Raw genomic sequence first — 16,190 nt, 5'->3', positions numbered from 1 at the left:
CCTCCGTAACCACTTGCGGTCGCATCGCTGTCACGGCGGTGTAATATAGGCCATTGCGGGCCTTACCCTTGAATCAGCCTGGTTCATGCCCCATAACCAATTGAACTGAAATGAAGACAGAAGTCCGGGTGGGTATGTTCGAACGTCAAAAGCCGGGGGAACCGAGCTGGCTGGGACCAGCGACACAGGCACGGATGGCGTTGATCCCGTCGATCTCCGCCGCGCGCTGGTTGCTGCTGCTCATCGCGCTTGCCGCTATCTACTTCTTTTATGGCTTCATCGTTCCGGTGCTGGCAGCACTCGTCATCGGCTTTGCGACCTGGCCGATTTATCGCGATATCCTACGCCGCACCGGCAATCGCCGCACGATCGCTGCCTCCATCGCCATTATTTTGATCATCGCCTTCCTCGTGCTTCCGATCGTCTTCGCTGTGATCTACACTTCGGGCGAGGTGAAGGAATGGTTCACCTGGGCGTTGCACGTCAATCGCTTCGGCGCGCCGACGCCGCTCTGGATCATGGACCTGCCGATTGCCGGACCGTGGCTCAATGAACAATGGACGCACTATGTCGGCGTTCCCGGTGCCATCGGCGAAATGGCGCAGGTCGTCAGCGGCGCGAATATCGGCAACATCTACCGCGCGGTGCTTGCGGCGGGCGGCGGCGCATTCCATGTCATCCTGACGCTGCTTTTCATGATGATCGCGCTATTCTTCGTCTATCGCGACGGCATCGGCTTCGTGCGGCAGCTGGATCTGATCGGCGAGCGCATCTTCCCCAATCGCTGGGCGCGCATTTCACGGGTCGTACCGATCACCATCAGTTCGACTGTCATGGGTATGACTGTCATTGCCATCGGTGAAGGCATCGTGCTCGGTGTCGCCTACTGGATCGCCGGCGTCCCCTCGCCCGTGACGCTCGGCGTGCTCACCGGCGTAATGGCGCTCATTCCCGGCGGCGCGCCGCTGTCGTTTACGCTGGTCTCCCTGTATTTGCTCGGCAGTGGTGCGCAAGTCGCCGGCGTTGCGCTTCTCGTCTGGGGCACGGTCGAGCTTTTCATCGTTGACAAGACGCTGCGGCCGCGGCTGGTCGGCGGCCCGATCAAGCTGCCGTTCCTGCCGACGTTTTTCGGCCTTGTCGGCGGCGTCAAGACGATGGGTTTTCTCGGGCTGTTTATCGGCCCGGTTCTGATGGCGATCATCGTTGCGATCTGGCGCGAATGGATCCGCGAAGTCGAGCTTGCAGAGGACGAGCAGGAATACAACGACGCCGAACAGCCGCTACGCATTCACCGCGACGTGCCGAAGGCCGATCTGGATGCCAGCGCCGTCCGTTAGTCGTAACCGGTCATTTCCAGATATCCGCGGCCTGTCTGCGTTCCCTCGAAGCTGATCGGCCCTTCCCAGTATGGGAAGCGCGTTGCCATCCAGGCCTGCGGATTCAGTGGACTGGTGGTCACACTGAAATTGCGAGACGGGATGTCCAGGCGCCATTCGGTCGGCACAGTATGGCCTGAAACTTTCGTCGTCTTGAGCGGCGTCATGGTCAGCGCGCCGTTGGGCAACGGCGTCGGCTTGCCATCGGCGGCAATCCAGGTGGCCGAGGTAAAACCCGCGCCGCTGTCGCGCAGCCGGAAACCCATCAGCTTTTCACCGTTTTCCAGATGCAGAGAAAACCAATCCCAACCCTTCTGGTCGGCCGATAGCGGCTGAGACGACCACTCCCGATCAAGCCACGCATCGCCTGTCACGGCGACATCGCCACCCGGCAGTTTCAGCGTGCCCTTCGCCGCGTAGAACGGTTGAGAATAGTATTCGCTGGCCTGGCCGCCGGCCGATTTCACCGAATAGCCGCCATCGCCCTGTGCCACGATGGGACCCTTCGCGTCGAGAATGAGATCGTAACGAAAATCGGCGCCGGTGGCGCTGAGATCGATGTGGGACAGCGCGTCTCCACCGGCCGAATTACCCGGTCGCGTCCTCATCTGCCAGTCATCGATCCATGCCGCAAAGGGCGTTGCGGTAACACCGGCAACGCCTGAACCATCGCGCGAAAACTTTTCGGCTACGAAATGCTGGGCCGGCGTCGTGACGGCGGCGTTGCCCATCCAGATCTGCGGACTGGACCAGTCCGTCTTTGCGCCGGGCGACAGCGCCGAGCGGAAAAGCGTCCACTGCACGCCATAGTCCTTGCCGTCTGCCCCCTTGAGGTCGGCGGTCAGATACCACCACTCAATGCGGTAGTTCGGATGCGGTCCATGGTCTGCCGGAAAGCTGAAGGGGACACCTGGCTTGGGCACGGCAAAGCCGTCGGCGCTGGTGCCGAGACCGGCAAACCCCTGGGCGTTGACCATCCCGCCTTGAAAACCGACGGCGAGTGCGAGGCAAAACAGCGATGCTCTAACGCTCATTAGCGAAAACCTTTAGCAGATCGGACGGCGAAAGCGTCGCCAGTCGGCGGAGTGGGATGAGCGCCGCCAGCAACGCTGCAACCAGCGCAAAGACAGCCAGCCGCAGCCAGTCCGATGGAAACAGGTGCATCGGCAGGCGCCAGCCGAATGCCTCGACGTTGACGATGGCAAGTAGCACCCACGCCAGACCGATGCCGACCGGCAGAGACGCAATGAGGGTGATGACCGCCAGCACCATGGTGCGCGCCACTTCGAGCGCCACCAGATGGCGGCGTGTCAGCCCCATAGCCCAGACCGGCGCGATCTGTGACAAGCGCATGCCTGACAGGGTCATGAGACTGGCAAACATCGCGAGACCGGCGACACCCAGCGTCAACACATTGAGGGCGCCGGTGACGGCAAATGTCTTTTCGAAGATCTCCAGCGACTTGGCCTTGATGCTCGCCTGATCGACGACGTACTGCGACGGCAGGTGGAACTGCGCCTCGAGAGCGTCGATAAGCGCCGGCGTCTTGGCCGGATCGAGACGCAGCCCGTAGCGGAGCCGAGACACGTTCGGATAGTGGCTCGTTAGTCCATCGATACCGACAATGGCCTGGCCGATCGGATTGCCGTAGTCGGAGTAGACGCCGACGATGGTGGTCTTCCAGTTGCCCGGCAGGACCAGGGGGTCGCCGACCCTGAGTTTCTCGCGCCGCGACATCTGCTCGTTGATCAGCGCCGCGTTTCCCGCCGCGATGCGATCCCAGACGCCGGGGACGGCTTGCAGCATCGGCCAGTTGTCCCGGTATATGCGATCGTTGGCGACTCCGAAGACCTGCGCCGGGCGACCGGCAACTGTGCCTTCGACATTCCAGATCGGCAGCACGGCGTCGACGCGGGGGGCGAGCCATGTGCGCAAAGCTGCGGCCTCGCCCTCGTTGCGCGCAGTGACGTAGAGTTCAGCGGCCAGCCGCTGATCGAGCCAGCCGATGAAGGTCAGGCGAAAACTCGCCACCATCGTGCCGACGCCGACATTCGCCGACAGGGCCAGCAGCAGCGCCATCAGCGCCAGCGAAAGTCCGGGCAGTTGCTGGCGGGTATCGGCCCAGAACCATTGCGTCAGGGGACCGCGTGCCAGACGCTGCATGACCGCCAGCATCAAGGTCATGAGCACGGGCAAAAGCAGCGCCGAGCCGAGCAGCAGGCCGGCCAGAACCGCAAACCCAGCCACCAGACCAGAGCCCCAGAACGCCAGCATCAGACCGACCGCGAAAAAACAGAGCGCCAGACCCGACTGGACCCGGAGAGCTGCCTCCGACGCCCTCGCCCAGGCGCGCGGCTGCGCGGGCGCCAGCAGCGGCAGTCGCCAGACCTGCCAGAGGCTCTGTGCCGACGACACGAGCGTGCCGAGGACCGCAATGGCCATACCCGTACCCCACCACTCCGGCCGCAACGTCAGCGTGCCCGGCACTGCGGCACCATAGAGCCCCTGCAATGTGGCAGCCACGTCCGGCAGCAGGGCGGATGCGACGAAATAGCCAAGCACCACGCCGCCAAGGCCGGCAACGAGCGCGAGGATGAGCAATTCGGCCAGCAACAGGGCGATCAAGGCCCGGGCCGACAGGCCGAGCGAGCGGAGCGTCCGGAATGTCTGGCGACGCTGCTCGAAGGCAAGACCGATGGCCGAATAGACGATGAACAGCCCGACGGCGAAGGCCAGCAGCCCGAAAGCGGTCAGGTTGAGATGGAAGCTGTCGGTCAGCCGGACGAGATCGCCCTGCGGGTCCGGCGCGTGAATGACGAGACCTGGTGCTATCGACGCCAGCGGTGCGAGCCCGGCCGGCTGGTGGGGGTCGAGGATCAGGCGGCTGACCTGTCCGTGTTTGTCCAGAAGGGACTGGGCGATGCCGATGTCGACAAGCGCTGTGCCCGGCGGCAGGCCATCGGCAATCTCCAGCGGCGGCGTCGGCTGGCCGGTCAGTTGCTTGGCAGTGGCCGGCGCAACATACATGCGGCCCGGCGGCGTAATGAAGCTCAGGATATCATTGCCTGCACTGACGTTCACCTGTTGCGCCTCTGCGGGAAGGCTGACCGGATCGAGGCCTATGACGTGTATCCTGACGGTGCCGAACCTGAGGTCGCCTTCGATAACGGGAGACACCAGCCAGCCGGCACGCCGGAGAGCGACGAAATCGGCTTGCGGCATGAGTTCGCCATCGGCGGAGACGATCTGCTGCAAACGGTCCTGGCCAAGCATGGCCGCGGCGCGGTCGTAGCTGGCGCGGGCCTCGGCGTTGATCGCCTGCACGCCCGACCACAAGGCCGTGGCCAAGGACAGGCCGAGCAGCAGCATGGCGAGTTGCATCGGTCGGCGGCGCCAGTGTGACAAAAGTGCGGATAGGTTGACTGCCAGCATCAGGCAATCCGCCCCGAGCGCAGATGGATGCGTGCATCGAGGCGTTCGGCGAGGCGCAGCGAATGCGTGACCATCAGCAACGCGGCTCCCGTCTCGGCCACCAGCGACAGCATCAGGTCGAGCACCGCGTCGCCCGTCGCTTCATCCAGATTACCGGTCGGCTCGTCGGCCAGCACCAGCTTTGGTAGTGCCGCCAACGTACGGCCGATGGCAACACGCTGCTGCTGGCCGCCGGAGAGTTGCTCCGGGTAGCGTTTCAGCAAACCCGCCAGCCCCAGCCTCTCCGTCAACTCTTTCTGCCAGCCTGTGTCGTGCCGTCCGGCAAGTCGGGCATGGAAGGCAAGATTGGCTTCGACGTCGAGCGAGGGAATGAGATTGAACTGCTGGAACACGAGACCGACCACGGTGCGGCGCAGCGCGGCGCGGCCGACATCGCGCAGATGCGTCACGTCGTTGCCGGCGATAGCAATGCTACCGGCATCGATGCTGTCGAGACCGGCTGCCAGATGCAGCAACGTGCTCTTGCCGCTGCCCGATTCGCCCGTGAGCGCCAAGCTGCGGCCAGCGTCCAGATTGAGATCTATGGAATGCAACACTTCCAGCGGTCCCTCGACCGTCTGGTAGGACTTGCTCACACCTTGCATTGCGAGAACCATTGTATTCATTATAAGGTCCACGGAGCGGCTGACCTCGTGCTTCGCGGTGGCCCGGGTCCATAAGACTGACTAATTTGACCCCGTATATTCAGTATAGGCGATTCGATGGCGATCCTGTTCAAGACCGCGTTAAGTGAAGACAAGGCGTTGGAGAAAGTCGAAACCACGATCCTGGATGGAAGCGACCGGGATGGCTACCTGAACGTCATGACCGAGGATATGGAGCGGGCGGCAGCTTCGGAAAGAGGACGGCATACCGGCGAATTCCGCGACCAGGTGGACGTTGCGCTGGCGGAAGCCAAACAAACCGCTCCTTTCTGGCTCGTGTATCGCCGGACCGAGAGCGACCCGGTAACAGCCAACGAGATCCGCAATGCCGCCATCCGCCTGACGCGGGGCTACAGCGGCACGGTCGTCATCGCCCTCAGCCTGCTTGGCCACAATCATGACGATGGCGATCTTGAGCTGGTCTTCATCTGTTTCCGCGAGGATTTCCACCGGCGTAATTTCCGTGTCCGCTACGAAAACAAATACGTCCCTGACTGACTTCCGGATCTGAGCGCTGCCACAGGCTTTGTGCATGAAGCTTTGATCGGCCCATAATTTGTCGCCTGTACTGCTTCGGAACCAACCCGTCCAGGCCTGACCTTGACAGACGGAGGCAGGCCGATAAAGCCAGACCCTGCTATTTGGGAGGCTTCTCGTGAAAACACTCGTATCGCTGTCTGCATTCGTCGGCAGGACGTTTGCCCTCTGGGTCATCCTGTTCGCGGTCCTCGGATTTCTGTTTCCAAACACGTTCAAGCTGATAGCGCCCTACATCGTCATCCTGCTCGGCATCATCATGTTCGGCATGGGGCTGACGCTGTCACTGGATGACTTCCAGGCACTCGTCAGGCGTCCGCTCGAAGTCGCGATCGGTGTCCTTGCGCACTTCATCATCATGCCGGCACTTGCCGTTCTGCTGACACGGATCATCCCGATGCCGCCGGAGGTCGCAGCCGGCGTTATCCTCGTCGGCTGCTGCCCTGGCGGCACCTCCAGCAATGTCATGACGTATCTGGCCAAGGGCGATGTCGCCCTCAGCGTTGCCTGCACAAGCGTGACGACGCTGGCGGCACCGATCGTCACGCCGTTCCTGGTCTGGATGTTTGCCAGCCAATACCTGCCTGTCGATCCCATCGCGATGTTTCTCAGCATCGTCCAGGTCATATTGCTGCCGCTGGCGCTTGGGCTCCTGTTCCAGAAATTCATGCCGTCGCTGGTGCGCGCTGCCATTCCGGTGCTGCCGCTGGTCAGCGTTGTCGGCATCGTTTTGATCGTCAGTGCCGTCGTTGGGGCCAGCAAGGGAGCAATCGCGCAGTCCGGGCTGCTGATCTTTGCGGTCGTCGTCCTCCACAACGGGCTGGGCTACCTTTTCGGCTTCTTCGCCGCCAAGGTCTTTGGACTTTCGCTGCCGAAACGCAAGGCACTGGCCATCGAGGTTGGCATGCAGAACAGCGGATTGGGTGCAGCACTTGCCAATGCGTATTTTTCGCCGATCGCAGCCGTCCCGAGCGCAATCTTCAGCGTATGGCACAATATTTCCGGAGCATTGATTGCCAATTACTTCTCGCGGCAAACAGAAAACGAAAAGCCTGTGACCACTCACGTTTCCTGAAGAGATTTTGGAAAAAGATCATATTTGCAGTTTGTATAAGGTTAATAAACCCTACCAAAAATGGGCCGTCCCGGAAGTATAGGCTCGGTTCTCTGAGACACATGAGATGTTATGATACCCCGCCGCGAGAGGGCGGTTACCATTTTTGTAGGGGTTCATCATGGGTTATAAAGCTGCACTTGGCATGTCGATCGCGCTTCTGCTTTCGGTTCAGGCCAGCACTGCATTTGCATTCGGCGCTTTCGCCGTCAACGACAGCAAGGGTACGTCGGCGAGCGATGTCGGTTATGGAACGGGCTGGGGCTCGACCCGCAAGGAAGCCGAGCGGGATGCGATGAAGTCCTGCAAGGATGCCGGCAATGACAGCTGTGAAATTGCCGTCTGGTTCGAGACCTGCGGCGCCTATGTCGGCGACAAGGTCAACTACGGTATCGGTTACGGCGACACCAAGCGCGAAGCCGAAAAGAAGGCGATGCAAGACTGCCCGAACTGCCGGGTTATCGTATCGGACTGCCAGAACTAAGCACCAAAGCCCGAAAAAGTGACTGAAGGGTGACGACCTGCCTTTGTGCATGCCGTCACTCGCCACTTCCTTCAACGGGACGCAGCGCAGCACCTGTTGATTGTTGCGCTCTGCCTCGACATGGGTAAGTGAGCAACAGCGTATGTTCCCTTTCAAAATACCCGGAACGCGCTATTCTCAGGGTTTCCGCCACAGGAGGACCTTGCATGCGCACGCTACCTTACGCTTTCGTCGCCATCCTCTTTTGCCTCGGTCTGACGCCTGCTTCGGCGGCAGATTCCGCGCTCGCGGCCCAGCAGGTCATCGAGAAGCAGATACAGGCCTTTCTCCACGACGATGCGGACGCGGCCTACTCTTTTGCAGCGCCGGGCATTGCCGCTAAATTTCCGGATAAGGACTCCTTCTTCGCCATGGTGAAGAAAAGCTACCAGCCGGTCTATCATCCCGGTAACTATGCCTTCGGTCGCAGCAAATCGGAAAGCGACGATGCCGTTCTCTATCAGGAAGTGCTGATCACCGGCAGCGACGGTCAGGACTGGTCGGCGATCTACCAGCTGGCTCGTCAGCCTGACGGCAGCTACAAGATCAACGGCGTGCAGATCGTGCCGAATACGACCAGCAAGGGCATCTGATATTCAGATCCGCTCGAGGTCGCCCTTTGCCCAGTTCTCCTGCGTTTCCGCCATGAAATCGGCAAAGCGGCCCTCCTTGATCGATTGCCGGATGCCCTGCATCAGTTCCTGGTAGTAGGCGAGATTATGCCATGACAGCAGCATGCCGCCCAGCGCTTCGCCAGTGCGCGTCAGGTGGTGAAGGTAGGCGCGGGAATAGTCGCGCGATGCCGGGCAATTCGATTGTTCGTCGAGCGGGCGCATATCTTCCGCATGGCGTGCGTTGCGCAGGTTCACCTTACCCCGCCGGGTAAAGGCGAGGCCGTGGCGCCCTGAGCGCGTCGGCATGACGCAGTCGAACATGTCGATGCCGCGTGCCACCGACTTCAGGATGTCGTCGGGGGTGCCTACGCCCATCAGATAGCGTGGCCGGTCCGTCGGCAACACCGGCAAGGTCGTCTCCAGCATCTTCAGCATGACGTCCTGCGGCTCGCCGACGGCGAGGCCGCCGATGGCATAACCCTTCAGGTCCAGCTGGGTCAGCCCTTGCGCCGAGCGGATGCGAAGATCGGGAATGTCACCGCCCTGTACGATGCCAAACATCGCCTTGCCGGGCTGTTCGCCGAAAGCCACCCTGCAACGTTCCGCCCAGCGGAGCGACATTTCCATAGCGCGCTGGATCTCTTTCGGCTCGCACGGCAGCGCCACGCACTCGTCGAGCTGCATCTGGATGTCGCTGTCCAGCAGGCCCTGGATCTCGATCGAGCGTTCCGGCGACATGTAATGCGTACTGCCGTCGACGTGGGACTTGAAGGTGACCCCCTGCTCGTCGAGCTTGCGCAGCCCCGACAGCGACATCACCTGAAAGCCTCCCGAATCTGTGAGGATCGGCAAGGGCCAGCGGATCAATTCGTGAAGGCCGCCAAGACGGGCGACGCGCTCAGCACCCGGACGCAGCATCAGGTGGTAGGTATTGCCGAGGATGATGTCGGCGCCGCTGTCGCGCACCTGGTCGAGATACATCGCCTTGACCGTGCCGACGGTGCCGACCGGCATGAAGGCCGGTGTGCGAATCGAACCGCGTGGCATCGAGACTTCACCGAGACGGGCGCCCGCATCGGTCTTCTTCAACTGGAACTGAAAGGTCTGGCTCATCTAGTCTTTCCGGAACAGGAGGCTGGCATCGCCATAGGAATAGAAACGGTAGCCGGCTCCGATCGCATGGGCGTAGGCCGCGTGCATCGTTTCGAAGCCGGCGAAAGCAGAAACCAGCATGAACAGCGTCGAGCGCGGCAGGTGAAAATTGGTCATCAGGATATCGACCGCCTTGAAGCGGTAGCCTGGGGTGATGAAAATGCCGGTAGGCCCGGACCAAGGATCGATGGTGCCGTCGTCGGCAGCCGCACTCTCGATCAGCCGAAGCGATGTCGTGCCGACGCAGACGATCCGGCCTCCGCGCGCCTTGACCGCAGTTAGCGCTTCAGCCGTCGCGGCGCTGACGTGGCCGATTTCGAGATGCATCTTGTGGTCTTCGGTATCGTCGGCCTTGACCGGCAGGAACGTTCCGGCGCCGACATGCAACGTCACGAAATGCCGCTCCACGCCCATCCGGTCGAGGGCATCGAACAGTTCCGGGGTAAAATGAAGCCCGGCCGTGGGTGCCGCGACCGCTCCTTTTTCCCGGGCATAGATCGTCTGGTAATCGGTGCTGTCGCGCTCGTCCTCGTGACGCTTGGCGGCGATATAAGGCGGTAGCGGGATGTGGCCTACCGCCGCAATGGCTGCGTCCAGCTCTGGACCTGAGAGATCGAAATGCAGGGTGATTTCACCACCCTCACCTTTCTCGCCGACAGCTGCCTCAAGGGCGATCTCGGCGGTTTCGCTGCCGAACTGGATGCGGTCGCCGGTCTTGATGCGCTTGCCCGGTTTGGCAAAGGCTTTCCAGCTGCCGGGCGACATTCGCATGTGAAGCGTGGCGGAAACCTGCTGGCTCGTCGCACCGTCGCGGTGGCGAATGCCTTCGAGCTGGGCCGGAATGACCCGGGTGTCGTTGAACACCACGGCGTCTCCAGCCCGCAGGAACAATGGCAGGTCATGGACGAAATGGTCGGACAATTCGGGTGTTGCGTGGGGATCGACAATCAGCAGCCGGGCGCTGTCGCGCGGCTCGGCGGGACGCAGCGCAATGCTCTCATCCGGGAGGTCGAAATCGAATAGGTCTACGCGCATGGGCAATTCCAGACAAAGTGAAACCCGCCCCCGCGCCGGAGCGCGAAGGGCGGGCTTCAGGAGTAATCACGATCAGACGTCGGCGGCAACCCGCATGGTGACGATCGAATCCGGATCCTTGACGGGCTCGCCCTTCTTGATCTTGTCGACGTTATCCATGCCCTCGATGACCTGGCCCCAGACCGAGTACTGCTTGTTGAGCCAGGGTGAATCTGCAAGGCAGATAAAGAACTGCGAATTGGCCGAGTTCGGAGCCTGCGAACGGGCCATCGAGCAGATGCCGCGAACGTGGCTGGTGGCTGAGAATTCAGCCTTCAGGTCCGGCTTTTCCGAGCCGCCCATGCCGGCACGGGCCGGGTTGAACTCTGCGCCGCCTGACTTGCCGAACTTGACGTCGCCGGTCTGGGCCATGAAGTCGTTGATGACGCGATGGAAGACCACGCCGTCATAGGCCTTTTCGCGAGCCAGTTCCTTGATGCGCGCAACGTGCTCTGGTGCCACTTCCGGCAGCAGCTGGATAACGACGTTGCCCTTGGTGGTTTCCAGGATGATGGTGTTTTCCGGATCTTTGATCTCAGCCATTGTGTTTTCCTCTTTTGAACTTCTTACTTCTTGCCCAGGGTGACCTTGATCATCCGGTCAGGGTCGGTAACGGAACCGCTGTCGCCCTCGCCCTTCTTGATCTTGTCGACGAGGTCCATGCCGGAAATGACCTTACCGACGACCGTATACTGGCCGTTAAGGAAAGGTCCGTCCTTGAACATGATAAAGAACTGCGAGTTTGCCGAATTAGGATCCTGCGAGCGGGCCATGCCGACCGTACCGCGCACGAAAGGCGTCTTGGAGAATTCGGCCTTGATGTCGGGCATGTCGGAGCCGCCCATGCCGGCCTGCTGGGCGTTGTAGCCCTTGGCCATGTTACCGAACTTGACGTCGCCGGTCTGGGCCATGAAGCCGTCGATGACGCGGTGGAAAGCAACATTGTCATAGGCGCCCTTGGCGACCAGCGCCTTGATCTGGGCGACATGCTTCGGCGCCACTTCCGGCATCAGCTGGATGACGACAGGGCCGTCTTTTAGCTGGATAGTGATGTCGTTGTCGTCGGCAGCGGAGGCAGCGCCTGTCAAGGATGCCAGGCACATAAGTCCGGCGAAAGCGATGTGGATGAACTTCATGGAATGCTCCGTTGGGAAAATCGTTGGGGCCTAGCGTTTCGCCTTGGCCTTCAGGGCGACAAGAACCGGTGCGGGCACGAACGCGCTGACATCACCGCCCATGGCTGCAATCTGGCGAACCAATGTGGCCGTTATCGGCCGGAATGCCGTGCCGGCCGGCAGAAAGATGGTCTGCAGCTCAGGCGCCATCTGGCGGTTCATGCCGGCCATCTGCATTTCGTAGTCAAGATCTGTACCATCGCGCAGGCCGCGCACCAGCAGCGATGCACCATGACTGCGAGCGGCGTCGATCACCAAATTGTCGAACGACACCACCGAAATGGCGTCCGTCTTGCCGGGAATAGCAGCGGCAAGCGACTGCCGGACCAGTTCGGCGCGCTCCTCGAAGGAGAACATCGGTGTCTTTCCCGGGTGCACCCCGATCGCGACAATCACCGTCGACGCGACGTTCAACGCCTGGGCGAGAACGTCGAGATGTCCGTTTGTCATCGGATCGAAGGATCCGGGATAGAAAGCTATCGTCATTCTCTACCGGCCGGTTGTTTCGCTGGCCTTTTGTCATGGATGGGGCGCTATCGCAAGTCATTTGCGGCTACGCAACCGGCGGCTGAACGGAAGATGAATGCGGTGTTCAAGACCGTTTCAGACAGGCTGTGATTAAAGAGGGCATACCGTCGAAAGCAACGAGGACGGTGAGTTCAACGCTCCGTTTCGAGGCTGAAGAGCATGCTGATCCTTCTCGCTACCGCCACCATCATCGGTTCGCTCATCGTCGAGGTGCTCGTTCGCCGGTTCAACTCCACTTACGAAATCGAATGGCCAGTGGCGGCTCCGGCGCCGGAAAATGCACTCGCCCTGGACGTCGTGGCGACACTTCGGCGCGCGGCGTCGAACATGAACGGTAAATGAACGCCCTATTCAAAGTTGCTTCAGCGAACCTTCGTTAAATAGTTGTCAACATCCGGCGGAACTAATTTCCAAAGGCCACGTTATCAGATCGGAACACAGACATGAACACAGTAACACGAAGGAAAAAAGCCATGCCGGACAAGGTCATCCTTATCAACGTCGTTTGGATGACAGTCATCACCGGTATGCTTGCTTTCACGGTTGCTCTCTACGGTCAAAAGGCCGATCAGTCTCCTGTCTATGGTCCGTATGCATCGGCTCACTCTTACGTGGCGAGCCAATATTAGGATCTGATCGCACGGAGTTGCGAAGAAGGAAAAACCCATGTTCACGATTTTGACATTGCTCACTGCCGTTATCAGCGTCATGTTCGTCGTGTCCGTGGCTTCAACCGTCTCGGCACTGCGGCGCGAGAGCGAAGAAATGAAGCAGATCACCAAACAGCACAGTGCATTCTGACTGTTTACTGCAGTAATTTACTACACGCTCTCATCATCAATAATCACCAAACAATGAAGCCGAACGATCCTCCCATCGTTCGGCTTCATTGTTTTATTGCCCTTCCCCAACGAAAAACCGGGCGCAACAACTGCGCCCGGTTTTTAATATTGGTGGCATACCTTGTCGGCTGCTATTCGGGACTGTCTTCACCCGTCGAACCGACTGGCGGCGTCTCGCTGTCTGGAGTTTCAGTATCGAGAGGCGCTACGGTGCCATCTTCTGCGATATCGACGATTTCCTCATCGTCTTCTGGCTCGTTGATGCGCTCGACCGACACGACCTTTTCGTTCTTGGCGGTGGAGAAAATCGTCACGCCCTTTGTAGCGCGGCTGGCGAAGCGGATGCCGCCGACGGGGACACGGATGAGCTGGCCGCCGTCTGAGACAAGCATGATCTGGTCTCCGTCATCGACCGGGAAGGCCGCGACAAGTTCGCCGATCTCGCCGGTCTTTGACGTGTCGGTGGCACGGATGCCCTTACCGCCTCGGCCCGAAATTCGGAAATCGTAGGAAGACGAGCGTTTTCCGAAGCCCTTTTCGGAAACCGTCAGCACGAACTGCTCGCGCGCCTTCAGTTCCTCGTAGCGCTCATCGCTCAACTGGCCTTCCTCAACGACTTCCTCACCGACAAGTGCGATCTCTTCGGCTTCGCCCGTGGTCAGGCGTCTGTCGTTGGCGGCCCGCTTCAGATAGGCAGCCCGCTCCCACGGTTCGGCGTCGACATGGCTGACGATCGTCATCGAGATGATGCGGTCGCCTTCGGCCATGGTGATGCCCCGCACGCCGATGGAGTTGCGGCCTGCGAAGACGCGGACGTCGGATACGGAGAAGCGTATGCACTGGCCGAGCGCCGTGGTCATCAGAACATCCTGATGTTCCGAGCAGGTCTCTACGGACAGAATTTCGTCACCGTCCTCGTCCAGTTTCATGGCAATCTTGCCGTTGCGGTTCACCTGGATGAAGTCCGACAGCTTGTTGCGGCGAACCGTACCGCGCGTTGTCGAGAACATGACGTCCAGGTTTTCCCAGCTCGCCTCGTCCTCGGGCAGCGGCATGATCGTGGTGATGCGTTCGCCCTTTTCGAGCGGCAGCATGTTGATCAGCGCCTTGCCGCGAGACTGCGGCGTGCCGATGGGGAGACGCCAGACTTTTTCCTTGTAGACGATGCCGCGCGAGGAGAAGAAAAGCACCGGCGTGTGGGTGTTGGCAACGAAAAGCCGGTTGACGAAATCCTCGTCGCGGGTCGCCATGCCGGAGCGGCCCTTGCCGCCGCGGCGCTGGGCGCGATAAGTCGTCAGCGGCACGCGTTTGATGTAGCCGAGATGCGAGACCGTGACGACCATGTCTTCGCGGGAGATGAGATCCTCGTCATCCATCTCGAGGCCGCCATCGATGATCTCGGTGCGGCGCGGCGTGCCGAATTCATCGCGCACAGACGTCAGTTCGTCCTTGACGATGGTCTGGACGCGAACGCGGGAAGAGAGGATGTCGAGATAGTCCTTGATCTCGTCGCCGATCTTGTTCAGTTCGTCGCCGATTTCGTCGCGGCCGAGGGCTGTCAGGCGGGCAAGGCGCAATTCGAGAATGGCGCGTGACTGCTCTTCCGACAGATTGTAGGTCAGGTCTTCATTGATACGGTGGCGCGGATCGTCGATCAGCCGGATCAGGCTTTCGACATCCGATGCAGGCCAGCGGCGCGTCATCAGCTCTTCGCGGGCAGACTGCGGATCGGGAGCCTGGCGGATAACGCGGATGACTTCGTCGATGTTGGCAACCGCAATAGCGAGACCGACCAAGACGTGGGCGCGGTCGCGGGCCTTGCGCAGCAGGTATTTCGTACGCCGGCTAACGACTTCCTCGCGGAACGAAACGAACGCGCGCAGCATGTCGAGCAGCGTCATCTGTTCCGGCTTGCCGCCGTTCAGAGCCACCATGTTGCAGCCGAATGACGTCTGCAGCGGCGTATAGCGATAGAGCTGGTTGAGGATGACCTCGGCATTGGCATCGCGCTTCAGCTCGACGACGACGCGGTAGCCCTGGCGGTCGGATTCGTCGCGCAGGTCGGAGATGCCCTCGATGCGCTTTTCGCGCACCAGCTCGGCCATCTTCTCGATCATCGTCGACTTGTTCACCTGGAAGGGAATTTCGGTGATGATGATTTGTTCGCGATCGCCGCGCATCGGCTCGATGGCTGCGACGCCGCGCATGATGACAGAACCGCGGCCGGTCTCATAGGCAGAGCGGATGCCGGCACGACCGAGTATCTTGGCACCGGTCGGGAAATCGGGGCCGGGAATGATCTGCATCAGATCGGCGAGCTCGATGGCCGGGTCGTCGATCAGCGCGATGCAAGCGTTGATCACTTCAATCAGATTGTGAGGCGGAATATTGGTGGCCATGCCGACGGCGATGCCGCCGGCGCCGTTGACCAGCAGGTTCGGGAACTTCGCGGGCACCACGACAGGCTCGCTGAGCGTGCCATCATAGTTCTCGCGAAAATCGACCGTATCCTTGTCGAGGTCGTCGAGCAGCGCGTGAGCGGCCTTTTGCAGCCGGCACTCGGTGTAGCGTTCGGCTGCGGGCGGATCGCCGTCGACGGAGCCGAAATTGCCCTGGCCGTCGATGAGCGGCAATCGAAGCGACCAGTCCTGCGCCATACGGGCCAGCGCATCGTAAATGGCCGAGTTGCCGTGCGGATGGAATTTACCCATCACGTCCCCGGTCACGCGGGCGCACTTTACGTATTTCTTGTTCCAGTCGATCCCGAGTTCGGACATGCCGAAAAGGATGCGTCGATGAACAGGCTTGAGACCGTCCCTGACATCCGGAAGCGCGCGGCTGACGATAACGCTCATGGCGTAATCGAGGTAGGACCGCTGCATTTCCTCGATGATGGAAATTGGCTCGATACCAGGCGGGAGCTTCCCGCCACCGGGTGTGGATTGCTCAGTCAAAACAGATCACGATCTCTTTAAGAATCACTGTGGAATTTATAGCGGAAAGCGGACAAAGGCGCTAATTTCGCCAACGGTTTTGAACAGGCTTTTAGCCTCTGGAACGTTTCAATAGCACATTTTTGCGACATGTGGGAAAAGCTCGTCGCTGCGAACGCTTTGCCA

General features: G+C 60.6%; 17 protein-coding genes. 8 read left to right on the top strand and 9 right to left on the bottom strand.

All coding sequences use genetic code 11. From position 1 onward, the window contains the following. Window positions 1-128 precede the first annotated feature (128 nt). Window positions 129-1,337, top strand: a complete 1,209-nt coding sequence (locus tag PR017_RS06640; protein ID WP_202617119.1) for an AI-2E family transporter — start codon at window positions 129-131, stop codon at window positions 1,335-1,337. On the opposite strand, the gene PR017_RS06635 is transcribed toward PR017_RS06640, so the two are convergent. From PR017_RS06635 to PR017_RS06625, 3 genes are read right to left on the bottom strand one after another with little or no spacing between them, the layout of a single operon-like run. Continuing rightward, complete coding sequence (locus tag PR017_RS06635; RefSeq protein ID WP_111215655.1) at window positions 1,334-2,410, bottom strand: lipocalin-like domain-containing protein; 1,077 nt, start codon at window positions 2,408-2,410, stop codon at window positions 1,334-1,336. The two genes, PR017_RS06640 and PR017_RS06635, sit on opposite strands and share 4 nt — an antisense overlap. Next, complete coding sequence (locus PR017_RS06630; RefSeq protein WP_111215653.1) at window positions 2,400-4,808, bottom strand: ABC transporter permease; 2,409 nt, start codon at window positions 4,806-4,808, stop codon at window positions 2,400-2,402. The genes PR017_RS06635 and PR017_RS06630 overlap by 11 nt, the downstream gene beginning before the upstream one ends. Further along, window positions 4,808-5,464 carry an ABC transporter ATP-binding protein gene (locus PR017_RS06625; RefSeq protein WP_111215652.1) on the bottom strand — a complete coding sequence of 219 codons (657 nt, stop codon included), beginning with the start codon at window positions 5,462-5,464 and terminating at the stop codon, window positions 4,808-4,810. The genes PR017_RS06630 and PR017_RS06625 overlap by 1 nt, the downstream gene beginning before the upstream one ends. A 105-nt stretch (window positions 5,465-5,569) precedes the next feature. Here PR017_RS06625 and PR017_RS06620 point away from each other — a divergent pair, with 105 nt between their 5' ends. From PR017_RS06620 to PR017_RS06605, 4 genes are all read left to right on the top strand, one after another. Next, on the top strand, window positions 5,570-6,010 hold the full coding sequence (locus PR017_RS06620; protein ID WP_111215650.1) for a hypothetical protein: 441 nt from the start codon (window positions 5,570-5,572) through the stop codon (window positions 6,008-6,010). Between the two features lie 157 nt (window positions 6,011-6,167). Beyond that, window positions 6,168-7,124, top strand: a complete 957-nt coding sequence (locus PR017_RS06615) for a bile acid:sodium symporter family protein (RefSeq protein ID WP_111215649.1) — start codon at window positions 6,168-6,170, stop codon at window positions 7,122-7,124. 160 nt (window positions 7,125-7,284) lie between these two features. Beyond that, the gene (locus PR017_RS06610) at window positions 7,285-7,647 is read left to right on the top strand and encodes a DUF4189 domain-containing protein (RefSeq protein WP_206423097.1); all 363 of its coding nucleotides are present in this window, start codon (window positions 7,285-7,287) and stop codon (window positions 7,645-7,647) included. Window positions 7,648-7,853: 206 nt separating this feature from the next. Continuing rightward, entirely contained in the window at window positions 7,854-8,279 is a 426-nt protein-coding gene (locus tag PR017_RS06605) for a DUF4864 domain-containing protein (RefSeq protein ID WP_111215647.1), read from the top strand. Window positions 8,280-8,282: 3 nt separating this feature from the next. Here PR017_RS06605 and tgt read toward each other — a convergent pair whose 3' ends face one another. The 5 genes from tgt to coaD all read right to left on the bottom strand — a co-directional run bounded on the left by tgt (window position 8,283) and on the right by coaD (window position 12,187). After that, complete coding sequence (gene tgt / locus PR017_RS06600; protein WP_111215646.1) at window positions 8,283-9,413, bottom strand: tRNA guanosine(34) transglycosylase Tgt; 1,131 nt, start codon at window positions 9,411-9,413, stop codon at window positions 8,283-8,285. Next, window positions 9,414-10,487: a tRNA preQ1(34) S-adenosylmethionine ribosyltransferase-isomerase QueA gene (gene queA / locus PR017_RS06595; protein ID WP_111215644.1), complete on the bottom strand. Its 1,074-nt coding sequence runs from the start codon at window positions 10,485-10,487 to the stop codon at window positions 9,414-9,416. A 72-nt stretch (window positions 10,488-10,559) separates the two neighbouring features. After that, window positions 10,560-11,069 (bottom strand): peptidylprolyl isomerase, encoded by a 510-nt coding sequence (locus PR017_RS06590; protein ID WP_111215643.1) that lies wholly within the window; start codon window positions 11,067-11,069, stop codon window positions 10,560-10,562. Between the two features lie 23 nt (window positions 11,070-11,092). Further along, on the bottom strand, window positions 11,093-11,662 hold the full coding sequence (locus tag PR017_RS06585; protein WP_111215641.1) for a peptidylprolyl isomerase: 570 nt from the start codon (window positions 11,660-11,662) through the stop codon (window positions 11,093-11,095). A 30-nt stretch (window positions 11,663-11,692) separates the two neighbouring features. Beyond that, complete coding sequence (coaD, locus tag PR017_RS06580; protein ID WP_111215640.1) at window positions 11,693-12,187, bottom strand: pantetheine-phosphate adenylyltransferase; 495 nt, start codon at window positions 12,185-12,187, stop codon at window positions 11,693-11,695. Between the two features lie 201 nt (window positions 12,188-12,388). Between coaD and PR017_RS06575 the strand changes: the two genes are divergently transcribed. The 3 genes from PR017_RS06575 to PR017_RS06565 all read left to right on the top strand — a co-directional run bounded on the left by PR017_RS06575 (window position 12,389) and on the right by PR017_RS06565 (window position 13,030). Then, window positions 12,389-12,571, top strand: a complete 183-nt coding sequence (locus PR017_RS06575; RefSeq protein ID WP_111215638.1) for a hypothetical protein — start codon at window positions 12,389-12,391, stop codon at window positions 12,569-12,571. 101 nt (window positions 12,572-12,672) lie between these two features. Continuing rightward, the gene (locus tag PR017_RS06570; protein WP_133255529.1) at window positions 12,673-12,858 is read left to right on the top strand and encodes a hypothetical protein; all 186 of its coding nucleotides are present in this window, start codon (window positions 12,673-12,675) and stop codon (window positions 12,856-12,858) included. Window positions 12,859-12,895: 37 nt separating this feature from the next. Then, complete coding sequence (locus tag PR017_RS06565) at window positions 12,896-13,030, top strand: hypothetical protein (RefSeq protein WP_275113002.1); 135 nt, start codon at window positions 12,896-12,898, stop codon at window positions 13,028-13,030. A 172-nt stretch (window positions 13,031-13,202) separates the two neighbouring features. On the opposite strand, the gene gyrA is transcribed toward PR017_RS06565, so the two are convergent. Then, a complete protein-coding gene (gene gyrA / locus PR017_RS06560; RefSeq protein ID WP_240538805.1) occupies window positions 13,203-16,025 on the bottom strand; it encodes a DNA gyrase subunit A in 2,823 nt (940 codons plus the stop codon). Window positions 16,026-16,190: the final 165 nt, after the last annotated feature.

The organism is Rhizobium tumorigenes (assembly GCF_003240565.2).
GTDB lineage: Bacteria > Pseudomonadota > Alphaproteobacteria > Rhizobiales > Rhizobiaceae > Rhizobium > Rhizobium tumorigenes.
Note: the sequence above shows the minus strand (reverse complement) of the source record. Positions and strands in the feature narration are given on the sequence as shown.